This window comes from Nonomuraea glycinis, assembly GCF_035920485.1.
GTDB lineage: Bacteria > Actinomycetota > Actinomycetes > Streptosporangiales > Streptosporangiaceae > Nonomuraea > Nonomuraea glycinis.
In genome coordinates this window covers 3,404,642-3,421,945 of record NZ_CP109166.1, presented here as the reverse complement: position 1 = coordinate 3,421,945, position 17,304 = coordinate 3,404,642, and the positions used below count along the sequence as shown (strand labels likewise).

The 17,304-nt window shown below is 69.4% G+C and carries 16 protein-coding genes; 9 read left to right on the top strand and 7 right to left on the bottom strand.

Annotated features, from left to right (window positions below):
* The first annotated feature begins 13 nt into the window (after window positions 1-13).
* From dnaJ to OHA68_RS16060, 4 genes are all read left to right on the top strand, one after another.
* Window positions 14-1,201 (top strand): molecular chaperone DnaJ, encoded by a 1,188-nt coding sequence (gene dnaJ, locus OHA68_RS16075; RefSeq protein ID WP_327108357.1) that lies wholly within the window; start codon window positions 14-16, stop codon window positions 1,199-1,201.
* A gap of 3 nt (window positions 1,202-1,204) precedes the next feature.
* Window positions 1,205-1,555, top strand: a complete 351-nt coding sequence (locus OHA68_RS16070; protein WP_189142104.1) for a heat shock protein transcriptional repressor HspR — start codon at window positions 1,205-1,207, stop codon at window positions 1,553-1,555.
* Window positions 1,556-1,560: 5 nt separating this feature from the next.
* The gene (gene clpB / locus OHA68_RS16065) at window positions 1,561-4,131 is read left to right on the top strand and encodes an ATP-dependent chaperone ClpB (RefSeq protein ID WP_327108356.1); all 2,571 of its coding nucleotides are present in this window, start codon (window positions 1,561-1,563) and stop codon (window positions 4,129-4,131) included.
* A 249-nt stretch (window positions 4,132-4,380) separates the two neighbouring features.
* Window positions 4,381-5,037 (top strand): hypothetical protein, encoded by a 657-nt coding sequence (locus OHA68_RS16060; RefSeq protein WP_327108355.1) that lies wholly within the window; start codon window positions 4,381-4,383, stop codon window positions 5,035-5,037.
* A 62-nt stretch (window positions 5,038-5,099) separates the two neighbouring features.
* Here the strand turns inward: OHA68_RS16060 and OHA68_RS16055 are convergent, their stop codons facing one another.
* Complete coding sequence (locus OHA68_RS16055; protein WP_225277392.1) at window positions 5,100-5,630, bottom strand: tetratricopeptide repeat protein; 531 nt, start codon at window positions 5,628-5,630, stop codon at window positions 5,100-5,102.
* A 166-nt stretch (window positions 5,631-5,796) separates the two neighbouring features.
* Between OHA68_RS16055 and OHA68_RS16050 the strand changes: the two genes are divergently transcribed.
* Entirely contained in the window at window positions 5,797-6,111 is a 315-nt protein-coding gene (locus OHA68_RS16050; RefSeq protein WP_327108354.1) for a hypothetical protein, read from the top strand.
* 88 nt (window positions 6,112-6,199) lie between these two features.
* Here OHA68_RS16050 and OHA68_RS16045 read toward each other — a convergent pair whose 3' ends face one another.
* The 6 genes from OHA68_RS16045 to OHA68_RS16020 form a co-directional block, all read right to left on the bottom strand.
* Window positions 6,200-6,769 carry a TetR/AcrR family transcriptional regulator gene (locus OHA68_RS16045; protein WP_407674500.1) on the bottom strand — a complete coding sequence of 190 codons (570 nt, stop codon included), beginning with the start codon at window positions 6,767-6,769 and terminating at the stop codon, window positions 6,200-6,202.
* Between the two features lie 123 nt (window positions 6,770-6,892).
* On the bottom strand, window positions 6,893-8,605 hold the full coding sequence (locus OHA68_RS16040) for an SDR family oxidoreductase (RefSeq protein ID WP_327108352.1): 1,713 nt from the start codon (window positions 8,603-8,605) through the stop codon (window positions 6,893-6,895).
* 25 nt (window positions 8,606-8,630) lie between these two features.
* Window positions 8,631-9,695 carry a CapA family protein gene (locus tag OHA68_RS16035; protein ID WP_327108351.1) on the bottom strand — a complete coding sequence of 355 codons (1,065 nt, stop codon included), beginning with the start codon at window positions 9,693-9,695 and terminating at the stop codon, window positions 8,631-8,633.
* A gap of 320 nt (window positions 9,696-10,015) precedes the next feature.
* Window positions 10,016-10,411 (bottom strand): hypothetical protein, encoded by a 396-nt coding sequence (locus tag OHA68_RS16030; protein ID WP_327108350.1) that lies wholly within the window; start codon window positions 10,409-10,411, stop codon window positions 10,016-10,018.
* Window positions 10,412-10,797: 386 nt separating this feature from the next.
* Window positions 10,798-11,019 (bottom strand): DUF397 domain-containing protein, encoded by a 222-nt coding sequence (locus OHA68_RS16025; RefSeq protein WP_327108349.1) that lies wholly within the window; start codon window positions 11,017-11,019, stop codon window positions 10,798-10,800.
* A 55-nt stretch (window positions 11,020-11,074) separates the two neighbouring features.
* Window positions 11,075-11,938, bottom strand: coding sequence for a DUF5753 domain-containing protein (locus tag OHA68_RS16020; protein WP_327108348.1), 864 nt, complete (start codon window positions 11,936-11,938; stop codon window positions 11,075-11,077).
* 847 nt (window positions 11,939-12,785) lie between these two features.
* Here OHA68_RS16020 and OHA68_RS16015 point away from each other — a divergent pair.
* The 4 genes from OHA68_RS16015 to OHA68_RS16000 all read left to right on the top strand — a co-directional run bounded on the left by OHA68_RS16015 (window position 12,786) and on the right by OHA68_RS16000 (window position 17,279).
* The gene (locus OHA68_RS16015; protein WP_327108347.1) at window positions 12,786-13,433 is read left to right on the top strand and encodes a hypothetical protein; all 648 of its coding nucleotides are present in this window, start codon (window positions 12,786-12,788) and stop codon (window positions 13,431-13,433) included.
* Window positions 13,434-13,534: 101 nt separating this feature from the next.
* Entirely contained in the window at window positions 13,535-15,724 is a 2,190-nt protein-coding gene (locus tag OHA68_RS16010; protein WP_327108346.1) for a molybdopterin-dependent oxidoreductase, read from the top strand.
* Between the two features lies 1 nt (window position 15,725).
* The gene (locus OHA68_RS16005; RefSeq protein WP_189142091.1) at window positions 15,726-16,337 is read left to right on the top strand and encodes an HD domain-containing protein; all 612 of its coding nucleotides are present in this window, start codon (window positions 15,726-15,728) and stop codon (window positions 16,335-16,337) included.
* Window positions 16,338-16,457: 120 nt separating this feature from the next.
* Window positions 16,458-17,279 carry a Rieske 2Fe-2S domain-containing protein gene (locus tag OHA68_RS16000; RefSeq protein WP_327108345.1) on the top strand — a complete coding sequence of 274 codons (822 nt, stop codon included), beginning with the start codon at window positions 16,458-16,460 and terminating at the stop codon, window positions 17,277-17,279.
* Window positions 17,280-17,304: the final 25 nt, after the last annotated feature.

Sequence of the window (17,304 nt, the reverse complement as noted above, 5' to 3'; positions counted from 1 at the left end):
CGAAGGGCCGTAGATGAGCACCAAGGACTACCTGGAGAAGGACTACTACGCCGTCCTTGGTGTGCCAAAGTCAGCCACCGCCGAAGAGATCAAGAAGGCCTACCGCAAGCTGGCCAGGCAGTACCACCCCGACACCAACCAGGGTGACGTGACCAAGGAGACCAAGTTCAAGGAGGTCTCCGAGGCTTACGACGTCCTGTCCGACAGCAAGCGCCGCAAGGAGTACGACGAGGCGCGCACGCTGTTCGGGTCCGGGGTGGGCGGCCAGCGGCCGCCTGGCGGTGGCGGCTTCCCGTTCGACTTCGGGGACCTGTTCGGCGGCACCGCCGGGCAGCCGCAGGGTGGTCAGGGCACCGGCGAGCGCTTCAGCGACCTGTTCGGCGGCCTGTTCAACCGGGGTGGCGGCGGCCCGACGCGCACCTCTGCCACGACCAGGCCGCGCCGCGGGCAGGACATCGAGTCCGAGGTCACGCTGTCGTTCCGGGAAGCGGTCGAGGGGTCCACCGTGTCCCTGCGGCTGACCAGCTCGGCGGCGTGCACCGCCTGCAGCGGGACGGGCGCCAAGGCCGGCACCACCCCGCGGGTCTGCCCGACCTGCGAGGGCACCGGGGCGGCCAGCCGCAACCTGGGCAACTTCGCCTTCTCCGAGCCCTGCCGCGACTGCAAAGGCCGCGGGCTGCTCGTGGACGACCCCTGCCCCGTCTGCGAGGGCAGTGGCCGGGCCAAGAGCACCCGCACCATCCAGGCGCGCATCCCGGCCGGGGTAGCCGACGGGCAGCGGGTCAAGCTCAAGGCCAAGGGCGCACCGGGCGAGAACGGCGGCCCGGCGGGCGACCTCTACATCCAGACGCACGTCAAGCCGCACGCCGTGTTCGGCAGGATGGGCGACAACCTGACGGTGACCGTGCCCGTGACGTTCACCGAGGCCGCCCTCGGCGCCGAGATCAAGGTGCCGATCCTCAAGGGCATGCCGGTCACGCTGCGCATTCCCCCGGGCACGCCCAACGGGCGGACCTTCCGGGTGCGCGGCCGAGGGGTGACGCGCAAGGACGGCACCATGGGCGACCTGCTCGCCACGGTCGAGGTGGTCGTGCCGAAGACGCTGGATGACAAGTCACGCGAGCTCCTCAACGAGTTCAACACCGCTACCGCGGCCGAGGACCCGCGGGCTGATCTCATCCAGAGGGCCAGAAGCGAGTAGCCGATGGACGCCAACTATTTCGACCTGTCAGATGACACTCCCGTCTACGTGATCTCGGTGGCCGCGCAGTTGTCGGGGCTTCACCCGCAGACGTTGCGGCAGTATGACCGGCTCGGACTGGTCTGCCCCGGCCGCACGGCGGGGCGCGGCCGCCTCTATTCGACACGCGACATCATCCAGCTGCGCGAGGTGCAGCGGCTCTCCCAGGAGGAGGGCATCAACCTCGCCGGCATCAAGCGGATCCTCGAGCTGGAGAACGAGGCGCTGCGGCTGCGTGAGGAGGTTCACCGGCTGCGCGCCGAGATGCAGATGGTCAGGGCGCTGATCCGCTACGAGCTGCCACCGGGGGCCTAGAAAAAATGGACTACAAGCTCACCCAGAAGAGTCAGGAGGCGCTCTCGGGCGCCATGCGGCGCGCCGCCGCGGAGGGCAACCCGGAGATCGCTCCGGCGCACCTGCTGACGACCCTGCTCTCCCAGACGGGCGGCACCGCCGTCCCGCTGCTGGAAGTGGTCGGCGCCGACTGGCGCACGCTCCGGGCCAAGGCCGAGGAGCAGCTCGCGGCGCTGCCCAAGGCACAGGGCTCGACCGTGAGCGCGCCGTCGAGCTCCCGCCACCTGCTGACCGTGATGAACACCGCCGCCCAGCACGCCAACCGGCTGGAGGACCTCTACGTCTCCACCGAGCACCTGCTCGTGGGCCTGGCCGCCGACGGCGGCCCGATCGCCGAGCTGCTCAAGTCGCACGGCGCGACCCCGCAGGCGCTGCTCGACGCCTTCGAGAAGGTACGCGGCCACGCCCGCGTCACCAGCGAGACCCCCGAGGACACCTACCAGGCGCTGCAGAAGTACGGCATCGACCTGACCGAGCAGGCCCGCAGCGGCCAGCTCGACCCGGTCATCGGCCGTGACTCCGAGATCCGGCGCGTGGTCCAGGTGCTCAGCCGCAGGACCAAGAACAACCCGGTGCTGATCGGCGAGCCCGGCGTCGGCAAGACGGCCGTCGTGGAGGGCCTGGCCCAGCGGATCGTGGCCGGTGACGTGCCCGAGTCGCTGCGCAACAAGCGGCTGATCGGGCTCGACCTGGGCGCGATGGTGGCGGGCGCCAAATATCGGGGCGAGTTCGAGGAGCGGCTCAAGGCCGTGCTGTCGGAGATCAAGGAGAGCGCCGGGCAGGTCGTCACGTTCATCGACGAGCTGCACACCGTCGTCGGCGCGGGAGCCGCCGAGGGCGCGATGGACGCGGGCAACATGCTCAAGCCGATGCTGGCCCGCGGCGAGCTGCGCATGATCGGCGCCACCACGCTCGACGAATACCGCGAGCGCATCGAGAAGGACCCGGCGCTCGAACGCCGCTTCCAGCAGGTCTACGTGGGCGAGCCCACGGTCGAGGACACGATCGCGATCCTGCGCGGGCTCAAGGGCCGCTACGAGGGCCACCACCAGGTGCAGATCTCCGACGGCGCGCTGGTGGCCGCCGCCGCCCTGTCCGACCGCTACATCACCAACCGCTTCCTGCCCGACAAGGCCATCGACCTGGTCGACGAGGCCGCCTCGCGGCTGCGCATGGAGATCGACTCCCGCCCGGTGGAGATCGACCAGCTGCAGCGCAACGTCGACCGGATGAAGATGGAGGAGCTGGCGCTGTCCAAGGAGACCGACGAGGCCTCCGTACAACGGCTCGAGCGGTTGCGCCAGGAGCTGGCCGACCGCCAGGAGGAGCTCAACGCCCTGGTCGGCCGCTGGGAGCACGAGAAGTCCGGGCTCAACAAGGTCGGCGAGCTGAAGAAGCAGCTCGACGACGCGCGCGGCGCGGCCGAGCGGGCGCAGCGCGACGGTGACTTCGAGAACGCCTCCCGGCTCATGTACGCCGAGGTGCCCCGGCTGGAGCAGGCGCTCAAGGCCGCCTCCGAGGCGGCGCCGGACGAGAACGCCATGGTGAAGGAGGAGGTCGGCGCCGACGACATCGCCGAGGTCATCTCCTCCTGGACCGGCATCCCGGCGGGCCGCCTGCTGGAGGCTGAGACGGCCAAACTGCTGCGGATGGAGGAGGAGCTGGGCAAGCGCCTCATCGGCCAGCAGCGGGCCGTACAGGCCGTCTCCGACGCCGTACGGCGCAGCCGCGCGGGCATCGCCGACCCCGACCGGCCCACGGGCTCGTTCCTGTTCCTGGGCCCCACCGGCGTCGGCAAGACGGAGCTGGCCAAGGCGCTGGCGGAGTTCCTGTTCGACGACGAGCGGGCGATGACCCGGATCGACATGAGCGAGTACGCCGAGAAGCACAGCGTCGCCAGGCTCGTCGGCGCGCCTCCCGGCTACGTCGGCTACGAGGAGGGCGGCCAGCTCACCGAGACGGTCCGGCGGCGCCCGTACACCGTGGTGCTGCTCGACGAGGTGGAGAAGGCCCACCCGGAGGTCTTCGACGTGCTGCTGCAGGTGCTGGACGACGGCCGGCTCACCGACGGCCAGGGCCGCACGGTCGACTTCCGCAACACGATCCTGATCCTCACCTCCAACCTGGGCTCGCAGTTCCTCGTCGATCCCACGCTGGAGAGCGACGCCAAGCGCGAGGCCGTGATGGGCGCGGTGCGCAGCGCGTTCAAGCCGGAGTTCCTCAACCGGCTGGACGACGTCATCCTGTTCGACGCGCTCGGCTCCGAGGAGCTGACCAGGATCGTCGACCTCCAGATCGACCGGCTGGCGCGGCGGCTGGCCGAGCGCAGGCTGACGCTGGACGTCACGCCGGCGGCCCGCGAGTGGCTGGCCCTGACGGGCTACGACCCGCTGTACGGCGCGCGTCCGCTGCGGCGGCTGGTCCAGTCGGCCATCGGCGACAAGCTGGCCAAGGCGGTGCTCTCCGGCGCGGTCGTCGACGGTGACACGGTCCTGGTGGATCTCGGCGACGACGAGCTGGCGGTCCGGCGGGCCTGACCGCACCGAGAGCGCCCGCACCTCGGGAACGCCCTGACGCCAAGAGCGCCCGGAGGCCCGGTCGGCCTCCGGGCGCCGGCGTTTCACGCTCCGGTCATCCCCGCGCCGGGTCCTTAAGGTTCGCTCCAGGCTTAGGACAAGCCGCCTCACGAGGGTGGGGCCGCTGACTAACTTCAGCGTTCGTCAGATCACCGAGCACGATCAGGGGGACGTGAAGTGTCATCTCGGAGCATCCGAAGCATCCTTGCCATGATCACTCTGATGGCGGGGGTCACCTGGCTGGGAGCGAGCCCCGTGGCGGCGGACAGGTGCCGGACCAAGCCGGCGACCGTGCGCGCGGCGAAGACGGCGAGGCTCTGCGACGACCTCACCAAGATCCGTGTGGACGACGGCTCGATCGGCGGCAGCCGGCTCGTCACCTCGCAGACCGAGGAGCTGGCCACGAGCACCGCCAGGATGGCCGAGCGCATCGGCCTGAGCGGGCTGGCCTCCGCGCGGTCCGCGATGGGCCTGAAGGATCTGGGCGGCATCGCCGCGACCTCCAGCATGCCCGCGCTGCCGTCGAGCACCGCGGCCGAGCCCGGCCTGCCGAGCCTCGCCAAGCTTCCCGACGTCCCGGACCTGCCCGACCTGCCCAACGTCCCGGGCGTGTCCAACCTGCCCGTCGGGATGACCCTCGGCACCCTGCCCGACCCTGCCAAGGTGGCCGGCAAGGGCGTGCGCGGGCAGAACATGCCCGTCAACGAGATCAAGGACGAGCTCATCAACCGGACCCTGCCGCAGGTGCCCGGCACGGTGACCGGGCTCACCTCCGGCACCCGGCTGCCGGACGCGCAGGAGTCACTGGACGGCCTCACCGGCCTGGACGCCCTCACCGGGCTCCTGCCCGGCCTGGACCTGCCCTGAGGCCGTCACGGCAGGCGTCAGCCGCGTGGTGACAGGGCCGCACCCCTGTCACCACGCGCCGCTCAGGAGATCAGCGCGTCGAGCTCGTCCTCGGGCAGCCCCAGGTCGACCCTGATGCGATAGCGGGTGCGCAGCATGGCCAGGTGCTCAGGGTCGTCCTTGTCGCACGACAGCACGGCCTGAGTCACCCACTCATGCCCCGCGGGCAGGTCTCCATAGGCGACCAGCGTCTCGGCGATGCTGTGCGCGGTCATCGCCGAGACCTCGCCCTCGGCGCGGATGGTCTCGATGACCTGCCTCGCCTCGTCGTGCCGGTCCAGCTCGAAGAGCGTGTCGGCGATGCCGGCACGCGGATCGATGCCGGACTCGCCACCGTCCTCCAGCGCGCGCTGGAAGCACTCCAGCGCCCGCGCGGGCTGCCCGGCGGCTCTCCACTCCTCGGCGGCCTGCACCAGGATCGAAGCCCTGGAAACGTCGCCGGTGGAGTAGCCGAGCGCCACGTCGTACAGCCGTCTGGCCAACGAGCTGTGGTCGTCGGCCAGCAGCGCCTGCTCAAGCAGGCGATCAAGGTGCTCACGGGTCACATGCGCCACAACCTGGAGACTACCGAGCGCGGTGCGGTTTTGCCCCGTCAATACGCATCGCCGATACCGCGTGAGCATGGCAACGCGTTGTCCAAACCTGCTCACCGTCCGCTTATCCGCGCACGTCATCGGGCATATAACCGGTGCTCAGCGGCGGTGGGCGGGAGGGGCTGTGATGGGTGCGTCCAAGCAGATGGCCTTCGCACTGGCCTGTACGGTCGTCGCTTCGGCACTGATTCCCGGACTCGCCGGTTATGTCTCGGCCCGCCTGGAGGCCATCGAATCGGCCGAGCGGAGCCTGCGCGCCCTGGAGGCGAGGCTGGAGGCCCGCGAGGCGAGAGGGGTCCGGACGGTGTCGCTCCCGATCCGCTGCCTGCGCCCGCCCGGCGCGCCGAAGCAGCTGCAGCGGCAACCCCCGGCCGCGGCGCTCCAACCCAACGAGCGCCGGACCGCGAGGCCGGCCGAGCGGGCGCCCGGACGACCCGAATAAGCCGGATGAGCCGGATCCGCCCAGGACGACCAGCTCGCCGCCGGACCCGCCCGGAACGACCAGCTCGCCGCCGGACCCCTCGGGACGGCTAACTCGCCTGTGGGGTCCAGGACTTGAGCTGGCGGGCCAGGAAGCCGCGTACGAGCTGCTTGGCCGCGTCGACGATCTCCGGTGAGCCGTCCGGATCGTGGCGGAAGGCCAGCTTGAGCACCGCGTCCCCGGCCTCCACGGCCACCAGCACCGCCACGTCCAGCTCATGGCTGTCGGCCAGGCCGTACTCACTCAGCAGCAGGCCGCGCAGCCGTCCGGCGATCACGGCGTTGTTGTCGGAGTCGGAGTCGAGCAGGTTGAGGTCGACGGCGTCACCGAAGTGCAGGCTCTTGAAGCCGGGCACGGTGCGGTGCATGTCGACGTACTCGTCGATGATCGCGTCGACGGCCTCCCACCACCCCGCGTAGTCCTCCTCCATGAACCTGCGCCCGACCCTGGAGACGAACTGCTCGACGTTGCGCCTGGTCAGCTCCTGGGTGATGGCACGTTTGTCCGGGAAGAACTGGTAGACCGAGCCGATCGCGACGCCGGCTCGGCCCGCGATGCGCGTGGTGGACAGCGACTCGTAGCCGATCTCGTCGAGGAGCTCGGCGCAGGCGTCGAGCATCTTTTCGACGCGGCGGGCGCTGCGGCGCTGTGTGGGCTGGCGCCGCAGCGGTTTGGGCTGCGCACAGATCTGTTCAACTTGCGGCGAGGACACGGCCTTATCTTCCCCCCACAAGCCCGATCGTTACCTGCGAATGCGTGGATTTCCCGGGAAGGTGGCCAACCTGGCCATGCCGCGCACCGCCGCGGGCGAGATCCTGGACAGCGCGTAGCCGATCTTCCCTTCGAAGTTGATCGGCACGACGGCCTCGTTGCGGTGCACGGCGCGCAGGATGTGCGCGGCGACGCGCTCCGGCGGGTAGCCGCGCCGCCGCAGCGCCTCCTCCGACAGCTCGCGGGAGGCGGCGCCCACGTACGTGGCGTTGCGGGCGATGGAGGTGGACACGAAGCCGGGGCAGATGGCGCTCACCCCGATCCCGTGGCCGGCGAGCTCGGCCCTGAGGCAGTCGCTGAGCATCTTCACCCCCGCCTTGGCCACCGAGTAGGCGGGCAGGATCCGCGACGGGGTGAACGCGCCCAGGGAGGCGATGTTCACGATGTGGCCGCCCTCGCCGCGCTCGACCATCTGCGCGGCGAAGAGCCGGCAGCCGTGGATCACGCCCCACAGGTTCACGTCGATGCTCTTGCGCCAGTCCTCCAGGGAGTGGTCGAGGAAGCCTCCGGCGACCACGGTCCCGGCGTTGTTCACCACGATGTCCGGCACTCCGTACCGGGACCGGACATTCTCCGCGAACTCCTCCATCTGTACGGCATCGGCGACGTCGAGCCGCGCGGCGTGTGCCGTACCTCCCAGGTCCTTGGCGATGTCGTCGGCGGCTCGGCGGGCCGCGGCGGGGTCGAGGTCGGCGCAGACCACCTCCGCCCCGTGCGCGGCGAAGGCGCGCGCGGTGGCGCGGCCGATGCCACTGCCCGCCCCGGTGACCACCACCAGCCTGCCCGTGAACGCCTTACGGCCCTGTGTGACCTTCGCGGTGCGCAAACCCCTCGCCGCCTCTCCACCCTCGATGTGCTCGGCGAACTCGCCGATCATTCTGGCGATCAGGTCAGGCGCGCCGCGCTGCGCCCAGTGCCCGGCGTCGGCCGTGCGGCGCCAGAGCCGCGCGACGCCCCGCGCCTGCGCGCGCAGCAGCGCGGGGGTGACGAACGGGTCGCGCAGGCACTCGATGAGCTGTACGGGCACGTCCACGCACGGGTCGCCCCGCGCGGTGAGCGAGTTGGCGCGGTAGAGCTGGACGCCGTGGCTCGCGTCGTCGCGGAGGGTGTCCGCCGGGTGCCCGGGTCGCGGCTCCAGCCCTTCGGCGACCCGCAGCGTCCGCTCGAAGATCCCCGGCAGGACCGTGCGCCAGGCCAGCTCGGGCAGGACGGGGAGCTGGAAGGCGCCGATGTACCAGGACCTGGCGAGCTGCGCGGCGACCTCGCGCCGCCTGCCGTGCCGCAGGAAGTGACCGAACTGGCCCGGTCCCGGGCCGCCGAAGCAGGTGAAGGAGGCGACGCGTTCGCGGATGCCCGGCCTGGCCACCGCGGCCCAGCCCTGGATCGCGCCCCAGTCGTGGCCCACCAGGTGGACCTGGGGCTTGCCGATCGCCGCCAGCACGGCGGCCAGGTCGACGGTCAGCCGGTCCAGGCGGTAGCGGTGGCGGCCGCGCGGCGCGGTGGAGGCGCCGGCGCCGCGCACGTCGTAGCGGACGACGTGGAAGCGGTCACGCAGCCGGCGCGCCACCTCGTCCCAGACGCGGTGGGTGTCCGGATAGCCGTGCACGAGCACGACGGTGGGATCGGCCGGGTCGCCCTCCTCGAACACGGCCAGCCGTACGTCCCCGGACTCGACCCAGCGCATCGCACCTCCCCATGGACGATCACGCTCAGCGGCGGGCGTCCAGTCCCGTGCAGGAGCGCAGTGCCTTCCAGTCCGCGACGGCCTGGGTCCGCGCGGGGCCGGTCATCGGCACCGGCAGGCCGCCCTGGATGGTCGCCGGCGTCCAGGTGTCCTTGAGCACCTTGCGGCCGTTGATGGTGAGCGTCAGCACCCCGGTCCGCCCGGTGGTCGCCGGGTTGGAGTTGTAGAAGACGAAGTTGCCCAGGCCGTAGTGGACGTAGGCGTTGTCGAGGTACCCGCCGCCGAGGAGGATATGCGCGTGCCCGCCGACCACCACGTCGGCGCCGGCCTTGACCAGCTTGGGGGCGAGGGAGAGCTGGGCCTGGTTCGGGCACTTCTGCAGTTCGGTGCCCCAGTGCAGGTGCACGATCACGGTGTCGGAGTTCTTGCGTGCCTTGCGCACCTCCTGGATGAGGCGCGCCTCGTTCTTGGCCGAGGCCAGCCCGCCCTGGGCGGAGGTGGCCGTCCAGGCCTGGATGAACTCGCTGTCCATCACCTGGGTCGCGCCGATGATCGACACCCGGTTCCCGTTCACGACCTTCCGGTACGGCTTGTACGCCTGGGCCTCGTTCGCGCCGATGCCCACCACGGGGAACTTGGCCTTCTTACCGGCGGCTAAGGAGTCGGCCAGGCCGGTCTGCATGTAGTCCATGCCGTGGTTGTTGGCCATCGACACCACGTCCACCCCGGCGGCCTTGAGCGCGGTCAACGCGCTGGCCGGCGCCCGGAAGGTGAACTGCTTGCCGGGGGCCGGGGTGCCGCCGGTGGTGATCGCGGTCTCCAGGTTCACCATCGTCAGGTCCGCCTTGCGCAGCACGCCGGCGATCGGCCCGAGCGCCGTACGCGGGTCGGCGAGCTTGGGGCGGAGCATCCCCTCGAAGTGCACATCCCCGCCGAAGGAGATCGTGTACGGCTGCCGCTTGACGGCGGTGGGGGTGGCCTTGGCCGCGCCGGCCTGCTGTTTCCGTTCGGGGGGCGGAGGTTCGTTGGCCGAGCAGGCGATGACGGAGGCGGCGACGGCCAGCACCGCCAGGGCACGGGGGAGTTTCATCGGTCGCCATTTCAGCTCGAGTCACACTTTCAGGGACCGAGCATGCCATGTACGACCGATCGCTGTCTGTCCCCCTATGTCCGGCCAGCTCACCGGGGAGCGGCACATAGAGTCGGCGAGACGCCTTTGAGGGAGTTGACCGGAGTCGAGCGCGACTTTGGGTGGGTAGTGGACCGGCAGGTGCGCATCGTCGGCCACCCCCTGAGGTGACGGACGGCATAGAGAAGCGGGTCGTGGAGTACTGGACCTACATCCACCAGGACCTCGGCCAGGGCCTCGCCCTATGGCGCGCTCCCTTCACAGGCAGCGCGCCGCGCACATCACCCGGCGAACCAGGCACGCACGAAGAGCACCGCCCCCATGAGCAAGGGCGCGAGAATCGCTGCCACGATTCCTGGAGAAACCTTGGCGAAGAACCATCTCCAGAGCCTTCCCGACCAGTACCCAGGCCCTCCGGTCGGCTGCTTGCACTGCGAATCGATCTCATGGACCAGAACATTCACCAGCGGCTTCATCGACTCCGGCAGGGTCCCGTCAATGCGCAGTTGCACGCGCTTGGGTCGGGAGTCGAACACCCCGATGACGCGGAGGCGGCAGTCGTCTCCCGGGGCGACCAGGGCGATCTCCCTCGGCCTCCTGAGGATGGCCTCGCTGAGGCTGGGACAGCCTTCCGCTTCGGCGACGTTCCTGGCCTTCACTTTGATGTGGTACGCCATGCCACGGAAGCTGAATTGCTCCTGGACCTCTCCAAGGCATTTTTGAATTACCCTGCTATTGGCCGCAGACCATGAAGCACTGTCGGGAGGAATGGGCGCAGGCATTGTTCACTCCTTGTGATGGAGCTCTCAAAGTCAGCTGTTTCACAGGCATGCGCTTACCAGGCGGTGGCATCATTCGCCGATGGAGGGATGCGCGTCCGAATGCGCTGGTATCGCGCCCATGAATGTGCGACACATAAACGCTTCACGTGATCTCGCAGCGTCTTTGTGTCTTGTTTATGGATTTCTGCGATCAGGCCGGCCAGCGAAAATACATGGAGGCTGTTCAAAACTACTTCCGAACGGCCCTGACGAGTTGCGCCACCAACTCGTCAGGGCATTCTTCACGCGCTCGCGGTGAGCGTGGTCAGGTCGAATTCGCCCGCGCGGACCCCGGCGGCGAAGGCGGCCCATTCTTCCGGGGTGAACACGAGCGCGGGACCATCCTGCTCCTTACCATCCCGCACCGCGACACTGCCGTTTGCCAGCGGGGCAACCTCGACGCAGGAAGATGCGCCATTGCAGAAGCTGCTCTTCTGCCAAGCCGCTGTGGTGTCGATCTGCATTTTCTCCCCAAATGGGTAAAGGGGCGCCATTGCCCCTTGTTGCGCTTACGTTGGCTTAACGTCGCCACAGCATGGCTTTACGTTGGATGAGGACGCGCGATTCGTCCTCGTCCAGCGCCTCCGACCGCATATGGTCATAGGCGGTCTCGTATCCCGCTACACGTTCGAGATCTTCGACGAAGTCCGCCGTGTACAACTGTTCCAAATAAACGACATCGTCGAATGCCACGAACTTCAGATGAATGAACGCACCGGTGCTGACGGGATGGAGTGAATCCAGAGCCAGCACCTGGACGCTGACGTGCGGCAGGAGAGAGACCTCGAGGAGATGCTCCATCTGCGCGCGCATCACCGAGGGCTCGCCGAAGCGGCGCATGAGCGCCGACTCGTCCAGCACCACGGTCAACCGAGACGGATCGGCTCTGTGCAGGACACGTCGCTGCCGATCGAGGCGTGCCTCGACACGGCTACGGACGCCGCTGTGGGTGATCCGGGCGATGCCGCGGGTCGCAAGGATGACCTCCCGCGCATAGTCCTCGGTCTGGAGGAGGCCAGACACGACCTGGGGTTCCCAGTTGCGCTGGAATGTGGCCTCCGCCTCCAGCCCGAGGAATCTTGTGTACTCCCCGGGCAGGGTGTCTTCGTAATCTTCCCACCACCCGCGCTGGTCCGCGTCACGCAACAGCCCGAAGAGTTCGTCAAGTTTGGCACTGTCGATGCGATAAAGGGTGCCCATCGCCTGGATGTCCTCGGCGACCGGCATGGTCTTGGCCGCTTCGATCCTGCTGATCTTGCTGGGCGACCAGCCGAGCTCGTTGGCGGCCTTGGCGCCTGTCAGCTGGCGTCGCTCACGCAGGAGGCGCAACTCCTGGCCGAGCCTGAGCCTGCGGACAGTGGGGCTGCCCTGCTTCGATGGCACCGTCGACCTCTCCTTGCCGGAAATGGAGGTGTAGCCGGAAGGGATCGTTTCGAGCCCGAGGTTTTGGGCCGTTCACCCAATCTTACACTGCAACTTGCACGAGGTCTTGCCAGAAGGCTGCCACGGAGAGAGCGTAGGGGGCAAGCGGGGTCCACGCACGCTACTCCGGGGGCGCAGTAGTTGCGTGCAACTTGCATGTAGACATGCTCTGCAAGGGCATGGACAACATGTTAAGAAAACATAATCTTTCTTGCGCAAGGTATTGCAGCACAGATGACCACGGAGGACGATCGACATTAAGAAGGCACGGGGGAACGAAGCGGCCGGACGATGACACGGCCCTTGACACCGAACCTTCTGCTCATCATCGCGAGCGGCCACTCGGGCCGCCACACCGGCAACGTCGCCGTCCCGGATTTGCAGGACTACCCCAGGGAGGCCACCTGCCGGAAGGATTTCTCACCCAGCTGAAGAACCACCGCGACCGTCGCTCGTTCGAGCACCTGAAAGCCGAACCGAGACCGACCACCGCTCGTCGCATCAAGGGCTGCCACCCTGCGACGAAAGCGGCCATCGGTCTGCAGTCCGGCGAAAGAAGCCACCTCGAATAATGCCGCGAAAGGGGTCTTCTATGTACTCACAAGGTACCAAGAGACTCAGTCGAATCAAGTCCTGGATCCAGGATCTCATCGCTCGCGCTGACCGGGACATCTGTCTGGAACCCGACGAGTTCGCTTGCCGTAGGGGCTGGACCGTGACGCGCGCCGGCTTCGGCGCCCGCCGCTACCGTGACCCACGCTTCGACCAGCTCAAGCTCGGTCGCCGAGTGGCCGAGGAGGTGTCCTGAATGCCGCGGAACCCACGCAACCAGATGTACCCGGCCAACGAGGACCTGCCCGCCGCCGGCCGTTCGGGGCTGATCGTCCGGCTCTGGCGGATCCGTACGGAATTACTGCTGGTGGCGGGGCTCGCCCTGTTCGCCGTGACCTTGCTGGGCGCGACCCTGGAGGGCCGCTGGCTGCCGTTCATCCTGCTGAGCAGCGCGATCTCGGCGCCGGCCGCGACCAGGACGGGCCGCAACTGGGTCATGGCGCACGTGTGGTGCGTGATCTCCAGGCACCGGCTGCAGCGGGTCTGCCTGGAGACCACGATGCACACCAGGGCCGGCCGGATCCCGCTGGTGTTGTGGATCACACCGACCCGCACGGGCGAGAAGGCACTGATCCTGACGAGGGCCGGTATCAGCGCCGAGGAGTTCGACGCCTACAGCGAGGAGATCGCCGCCGCCTGCTGGGCCAGGAACTCCCTGGTCTTCCGGCATCACCGGCGGGCCAACCTGGTGATCGTGGAGATCGTCAGGCGGGACGAGGTCGCTGGAGCCGTCTCTCCCGGGCTGGACCGGCTCTACGGCAGGCGGGCCTGGGTCGCGCTCCGGTCCGATCTCGAAGAACCGCCTGATCTGCGCGGGACTCTGGTCCTGTCCCGCCTGGGCTGAGCGCTTCCCGTGCGAGCCCCGGAGACCGCGGGGGCTCCGGGGCTTCCCCCTGCGGGCCGTACGGTTCAAGATGAGTTCCTCTGGCGAACTCAGGAGTGGTGATGTCCTCGACCGTCCATAGAACCTGCCCGCTGTGCGAGGCCGTCTGCGGCCTGACGCTGACCCTCGACGACGGCGGGCACGTGACGAGCGTGCGAGGCGACAAGGAGGACCCGTTCAGCAAGGGCTTCATCTGCCCCAAGGGCGCGAGTCTCGGCAAGCTGGACGAGGACCCCGACCGGCTGAGCGGGCCGCTGGTCAGGGAGGGCGACCTGTGGCGTGAGGTCGGCTGGGACGAGGCATTCGCCGCCGTCGAGCAGGGGCTCGGCCAGGTCGTGGCCCGGCACGGCCGCCAGTCGACCGGCATCTACCTGGGCAACCCGAGCGCGCACACGATGGCGGGCGCCCTGTACGGCGCGCCCCTGATCAGGGCACTGGGCACCCGCAACGTCTTCTCCGCGAGCACCGCCGACCAGATGCCCAAGCATGTGGCCAGCGGGCTGATGTTCGGCCATCCGCTGACCATCGCGGTGCCCGACCTGGACCGCACCGACTTCCTGCTGATGCTGGGCGCCAACCCGCTGGAGTCCAACGGCTCGCTCTGCACCGCCCCCGACTTCCCCGGCAGGCTCAAGGCGCTGCGCGCCCGGGGCGGCAAGCTGGTCGTCGTCGATCCGCGCCGCACCAGGACCGCGAACCTGGCCGACGAGCACCTGTTCGTCCGGCCCGGCACGGACGCCTATCTGCTGTTCGGCCTCGTGCACACGCTGTTCGCCGAGGAGCTGACCCGCCTGTCCGGCCCGGTCAACGGGCTCGACCAGGTGCGTGAGGCGGCCAAGCACTTCCCGCCCGACGTGGTGGCCCGCCGCACGGGCGTGCCCGCGCAGGTGATCGTACGACTGGCGCGCGAGCTCGCGGGAGCCAGGACGGCGGCCGTCTACGCCAGGATCGGCACCTGTACGGCCGAGTTCGGCACACTGGCCCAGTGGCTGGTGGACGTGCTGAACGTGCTCACCGGTAACCTCGACCGGCCGGGCGGGGCCATGTTCCCCATGCCCGCCACCGAGTCAGCCGGGCGGCGCAGGCCGTACACGGTGGGGCGGTGGAGGAGCCGGGTGCGGGGGCTGCCGGAGGCGAACGGCGAGCTGCCCGTGGCGACGTTCGCCGACGAGATCGAGACGCCCGGAGACGGGCAGATCAGGTTCCTGGTCACGGTGGCGGGCAACCCGGTGCTGTCGGCGCCGCACGGGGACCGGCTGGGCCGGGCGCTTTCGGGGCTCGACTTCATGGTGAGCGTGGACCCGTACCTGAACGAGACCACCAAGCACGCCCACGTGATCCTGCCGCCGCCGCGGGTGCTGCAGGCGGGTCACTACGACTTCGCGCTGCTCGGGTTCGCGGTGCGCAACTACGCCCGCTACTCGCCGCCGGCGCTGCCGCTGGACGGGCAGCCGTCCGAGGCGCAGATCCTGGCGCGGCTGACCCTGATCGCCTCCGGGCTGGACGGGGACCTGGACGAGTTCCTGATCGGGCAGCTGCTCGGCAAGGCCGTGGAGACGCCCGGCTCCGGCGTCGAAGGGCGCGACGCGGCCGAGCTGCGCGCGGCGCTCGACGGGCGCACGGGCGCGGAGCTGCGGCTCGACCTCATGCTCCGGCTCGGCCCCTACGGCGAGTGGGCCGGCCGGGGCGACCTGTCGCTGCGCAAGCTGCTCGACCATCCGCACGGCCTCGACCTGGGACCGCTGCGGCCACGGCTGCCCGAGGTGCTGAGGACCGCCTCGGGGCTGGTCGAGCTGGCGCCGCCGCAGATCGTCGAGGACGTGGAGCGGCTGCGGGCCCGGCTGGAGGAGGAGCCGCCGGAGGTCGTGCTGATCGGGCGGCGGCACCTGCGCTCCAACAACAGCTGGATGCACAACGTGGGCGCGCTGGTCAGCGGCAGCAACACGTGCACGCTGCAGATCCACCCGGCCGACGTGGCCCGGTTCGGGCTGGCCGGCGAGGCCGTGGTCCGCTCGGCCACGGGCGAGCTCACGGTGCCGTTGGAGCCGACCGACACGATCATGCCCGGCGTGGTGAGCCTGCCGCACGGGTGGGGGCACGCGGGCAGCGCGCAGGCGGTGGCGGCCGCGCATCCGGGGGTCAGCGCCAACGCGCTCACCGACGAGTCGGCCATCGACATACCGTCCGGTAACGCAGTGTTCAACGGAGTTCCGGTGAGTATTTCGCCAACCGGTATGATCACCGCACAATAAGGTGTCGCGCGTGACCATCGTGCCGGATAAGTCCTCCCTGACCGCCCAGATCGCCTTCGCCGTCGAGATCGACAAGTTGAAGCGGATCATCCGCCGCAACCTCCTGATGGACGGTTCGCGGCGGGAGAACGACGCAGAGCACTCCTGGTACGCGGCCACGCTGGCCATGGTGCTGGGCGAGCACGCCCCACCGGGGACCGACATCCAGCACGTGATCGCCATGCTGCTCGTGCACGACCTGGTGGAGATCGACGCGGGCGACACCTTCATCTACGATCCCGTCGCGGTGGCCGCGCAGGCCGAGACCGAGCGGGCCGCCGCCGACCGGATCTTCGCGATCCTGCCCGCGGAGCAGGCCGCGCGGCTGCGGGCGCTCTGGGACGAGTTCGAGGCCCGCGAGACGGATGAGGCCAGGTTCGCCAAGGCGATCGACCGGTTCGCGCCGATTCTGGCCAATCATCACACCGAGGGCGGCACCTGGCCGCTGTTCAAGGTGTCGGCGGCGCAGGTCAGGGAGAAGGTCCAGATCATCGCGGCAGGCTCACCCACCCTGGGCGCCTACGCCCGCGAACTGGTCGAGTCGTCGGTGGCCAGCGGACACCTGCCCGAGTGACCCCCGTATCGCTGGGGTAGGGGACTCGTCGTGAAAGAAACAGTTCGGGCGAGACGTCGGCACTTGCGGCGTTTCGTGGGGCCGGTTGACCTGACTGACCGGCTCGAAAGGACCCCGTCCATGGACAGGCCGATCCTGGGGCTGGCCAAGGCCGTACGCGCACGTATCCGCCCGGGTCTCCTGCGGGATGTGCTGCACGGCGTGCCGACCGGCAAACCTCTGCACCCGCCGCTGGCCGGGGTCACCCTTGGCTGCTGGATGTCCGCCGCCCTGCTCGACCTGGCCAAAGCCGATCCCCGAGCCGTCCGGGTGCTGGTGGCCACCGGGATCATGACCTCTCTGCCCACCGCCGCGGCCGGGCTGACCGACTGGTCGTCGCTGCACCGCGAACAGCAGCGCGTGGGCTTCGTCCACATGCTGTCCAACGTGGCCGCGCTCGGCCTGTTCTCCGCGTCGCTGGTGGCCCGGGTGCGGGGCCGCGAGCGCACCGGCCGCACGCTGTCCTATGCCGGGCTCACGGCGGTCGGGCTGGGCGGCTACCTGGGCGGGCACCTGGCCTACCGGCTGGCCGCGGGGGCCAACCACGCTCCCCCGGTGTCCCACCTGGTGCCGCTGGGCTGGCACGACCTGTGCCTGTACAAGGACCTGCCGGAGGGCCGGGCGGTCTCGCGGCGGCTGGGCTATCTCCAGCTGTTCGTGCTGCGGCACAACGAGGGCGTGACCGTGCTCGTCGACCGGTGCCCGCACCTGTCCGGGCCGCTCCACCAGGGCAGGCTGGTCATGGAGAACGGCGAGCCGTGCGTGATCTGCCCCTGGCACGGCAGCACCTTCAGGCTTGAGGACGGCTCGGTGAAGCACGGGCCCGCCACCGCTCCGGCCCCTACCTTCGAGACCCGGATCCGGCGGGACGGCACGATCCAGGTACGGCCGAGCTTGACCTGAACCTTTGTTGAGGTTCTACGGTCGC